This is a genomic window from Gammaproteobacteria bacterium, from assembly GCA_016765075.1.
In the GTDB taxonomy this organism is placed as follows: domain Bacteria; phylum Pseudomonadota; class Gammaproteobacteria.
Genome location: JAESQP010000060.1, coordinates 1 through 3375, shown reverse-complemented (window position 1 = coordinate 3375; position 3375 = coordinate 1). Strand labels below are relative to the sequence as shown.

Annotated in this window: 5 protein-coding genes; all 5 read left to right on the top strand. The window is 46.3% G+C overall.

Annotation, left to right across the window (positions count from 1 at the left end; all coding sequences use genetic code 11):
- The coding region (locus JKY90_03710; GenBank protein MBL4851372.1) for a UbiA family prenyltransferase at nt 1–350 on the top strand (350 nt) is incomplete at its 5' end.
- On the top strand, nt 347–1327 hold the full coding sequence (locus tag JKY90_03705; GenBank protein ID MBL4851371.1) for a calcium/sodium antiporter: 981 nt from the start codon (nt 347–349) through the stop codon (nt 1325–1327). The genes JKY90_03710 and JKY90_03705, both read left to right, overlap by 4 nt.
- Nucleotides 1328–1336: 9 nt before the next feature.
- Nucleotides 1337–2308: a KpsF/GutQ family sugar-phosphate isomerase gene (locus JKY90_03700; GenBank protein ID MBL4851370.1), complete on the top strand. Its 972-nt coding sequence runs from the start codon at nt 1337–1339 to the stop codon at nt 2306–2308.
- 54 nt (nt 2309–2362) lie between these two features.
- Nucleotides 2363–2911, top strand: coding sequence for a 3-deoxy-manno-octulosonate-8-phosphatase KdsC (kdsC, locus tag JKY90_03695; GenBank protein ID MBL4851369.1), 549 nt, complete (start codon nt 2363–2365; stop codon nt 2909–2911).
- The coding region (lptC, locus tag JKY90_03690) for an LPS export ABC transporter periplasmic protein LptC (GenBank protein MBL4851368.1) at nt 2908–3375 on the top strand (468 nt) is incomplete at its 3' end. The genes kdsC and lptC, both read left to right, overlap by 4 nt.

Sequence of the window (3375 nt, the reverse complement as noted above, 5' to 3'; positions counted from 1 at the left end):
TTTTATGGACAATCGCCTACGATACCTTTTACGCCATGGTCGATCGCGATGATGATTTACGCATAGGCATTAAATCAACGGCAATATTATTTGGTTGTTATGACCGTGTTATGGTCGTCGTGTTACATGGTTTGGTGTTGGTGATATTACTGCTGGCGGGCAATTTAATTGCTGCTGGCGCTGTCTATTACATTGGTTTATTGGCGGCAGCATTGTTTGCACTCTATCAGCAATGGTTAACACGCAATCGTGATACAGCAGGCTGTTTTCGGGCATTTTTAAATAATAATTGGTTTGGCTTGGTGATTTTTGTGGGTATATTTTTAAATTTTGGCGTTAAGCCAATATGATGCTGTCTATTGCTGCCATTGTAGTAGGCCTTGTGTTCCTCGTCTGGAGTGCAGACCGGTTTATTTTTGGTGCTGCGCAAACTGCGGTACATTTTAAAGTGCCGCCTATTCTAATTGGGCTCACTATAGTGAGCATTGGCACATCGGCACCTGAGATGCTGGTAGCTTTGTCTGCTTCCTTACAAAACAATCCCGGGCTCGCTATTGGTAATGTTTATGGCTCCAATATTGCTAATATTGCATTAGTACTAGGGGTGACGGCGTTGGTAGCACCGTTGGCAGTTCATTCGGCAACGTTGCGCCGAGAGTTGCCGATTTTGCTGCTGATTAACGTGGTAGTAATCGCGTTGATATTTGACGGCACACTGGGTCAGTTAGATGGCGTGTTGTTGCTGATAGGCTTGGTTGTGGTGATGGGCATTTTAATACGTTTGTCGCGCAGCGCGGGTGCTAATGATCCGATTAAAACCGATTTTGATAAGGAATTAAAAAAGCAGGGTTCGATAGCCAAAGCCTTGGTGTGGTTGGTGGTGGGGCTTATCGTCCTGGTTATCAGTGCCAAACTATTAGTTTGGGGCGCGGTCAATATAGCCCAAGCAATGGGTGTTAGTGATCTGGTTATTGGTTTATCAATAGTTGCTATTGGTACGAGTCTGCCAGAGTTGGCGGCGTCTGTGACCGGTGCGCTGAAGGGTGAGTATGACTTAGTCATTGGCGCTATTGTTGGCTCCAATATTTTTAATTTTCTTTTGGTGTTGGCGATGCCTGCCTTGTTCGCGCCAGGCTCCTTTCCTGCAGAAGTCCTTTATCGTGACGCACCGATAGCCTTGGCGCTGACAGTGGCTTTATTTTTAATGGCGATGGGTCTCCGTAAAACGGGTTATATTATGCGCTGGGAAGGCGCGGTATTGTTTGCTGTCTTTGTTGCCTATATGGTGTTTATTTACTATCAATCGCTGGTTGTGGCGACGGCCTAATAAAATTAAATGGATAAAACAAAACTAAAGCAGTTGGCGATAGCAGTCATCGACACGGAAATGCGTTCGGTGGCCTTGTTAAAACAGCGCATCGACGATGATTTTGTCCGCGCCTGTACGTTAATGCTCGCGTGTGAAGGCCGTATTATTGTGTTAGGTATGGGTAAGTCAGGCCATATTGGTAATAAAATCGCAGCGACCTTGGCGAGCACCGGTTCACCGGCATTTTTTGTTCACCCGGGTGAAGCCAGTCATGGTGATCTTGGTATGATTACCGCCAGTGATGTTGTGTTGGCAATTTCTAATTCCGGAGAAACTGACGAGATTGTCACCATACTGCCTATTATCAAGCGCTTGCATGTGCCATTGATTGCGATGACGGGCAATCACGCCTCAACTATTGCTGAGTTAGCGGATGTTCATTTGAATATTGCTATAGAAGAAGAGGCTTGCCCTTTAGGTTTGGCGCCAACATCGAGCACTACAGTAACCTTGGTGATGGGCGATGCATTGGCCGTCGCTTTATTAGAGGCGCGTGATTTTACGGCAAATGATTTTGCTCGCTCACACCCAGGTGGGCGCTTGGGGCGGCGATTATTACTGCATGTTGCTGATGTTATGCGTACGGGTGATGCGATACCGATGACGCAAGAGGATGCCAGCTTTCATGATGCGTTATTGGAAATGAGCAAAAAAGGTTTGGGTATGACGATTATTGTTGATGACGATCACAAGGTTGCTGGCTTAATTACCGATGGTGATCTGCGACGCTTGCTTGATGGAGATGCGGATATGCGTGATGCCAAGGTCAAAGACGTAATGACGCCTAAGTGTAAAACAGTAGTCGCCAGTATACTTGCTGCCGAAGCCTTACAGATTATGGAGCAGTATAAGATCAACTCTTTTCCAGTAACAGATGAAGATAACAAGATTGTGGGTGCTTTTAATATGCATGATTTATTAAAAGCAGGCGTAGTCTAAGGAAGTTTCGAATAATCATGATCTGTTTAGAGCTTCTTTAAGGAGAACTTTACGTTGGAACTTTCTGATGATGTTATTCAGCGCGCCGAAAAAATTCGTTTGCTGATTTTTGATGTCGATGGCGTATTAACCGATGGCCGTTTGTATTTTGATGATAAGGGTGTCGAATCTAAGGCATTTCATTCGCGTGACGGTCATGGCATTAAAATGCTGCATGAGGCGGGTGTTGAGATGGCTATTATTACTGGCCGTCAATCTGCAACAGTTAAATATCGTATGGAAAACCTCGGCATCTCTCTTGTCCATCAAGGCCAGCGTGATAAGCGCCCCGCCTATCACGCATTGCTTGAGCAGCTAAATTTATCACCGCAACAAGTGGCTTACATGGGCGACGATATTGTTGATCTGCCAGTGATGACACAAGTCGGTTTAGCCATTGCTACAGCCGATGCCCATGCTTTGGTGCTAGAACATGCTGACTGGGTGACAGCCAAAAAAGGCGGCGCTGGCGCTGCGCGTGAGGCCTGTGAAATGCTGCTTCATGCGCAGGGTAAGCTTGAAACGATATTGCAGTCATATATAGTGTCCAGCACCCCGTCATGAGCCAATTAATTAATCGCAGTAATAGTTTAATTTTTATTGCGGTGTTGTTGCTCACGCTGATCAGCCTTTGGTTGCGAGGCCAAATTCGCCCCCCGGCACCTGACGCAGTTGAGGCCGTTGCTGTGCCTCATATTGCTGATTTTACTATTGAAAATTTTACAGCAGTTGCCATGGATGCTGATGGCGTTCCACGCCAACGTATGCTTGCAGTACATTTATTGCACTACGCTGATGATCAAACTGCGACAGTCGATCAGCCCCATGTGGTCATCTATAATGCGCAAACACCACCCTGGACTATTGACGCAGCGCGTGGTTGGCTATCGGCCGATGGCAATACTCTGCGTTTAACCGGTGAAGTGGTTGCATTGCGTGAGCGTGATGCTGTGAATGAAGGCATTAAAATTGATACCCGTGATGTCGATGTTGATTTGCTTAACGATGTTGCGGTGACAGATGCCGAG

What these genes read in the sequence shown, in the direction of transcription:
- JKY90_03705 (MBL4851371.1), top strand. Translation starts at nt 347, where the DNA reads ATGATGCTGTCTATTGCTGCCATTGTAGTAGGCCTTGTGTTCCTCGTC.
- JKY90_03700 (MBL4851370.1), top strand. Translation starts at nt 1,337, where the DNA reads ATGGATAAAACAAAACTAAAGCAGTTGGCGATAGCAGTCATCGACACG.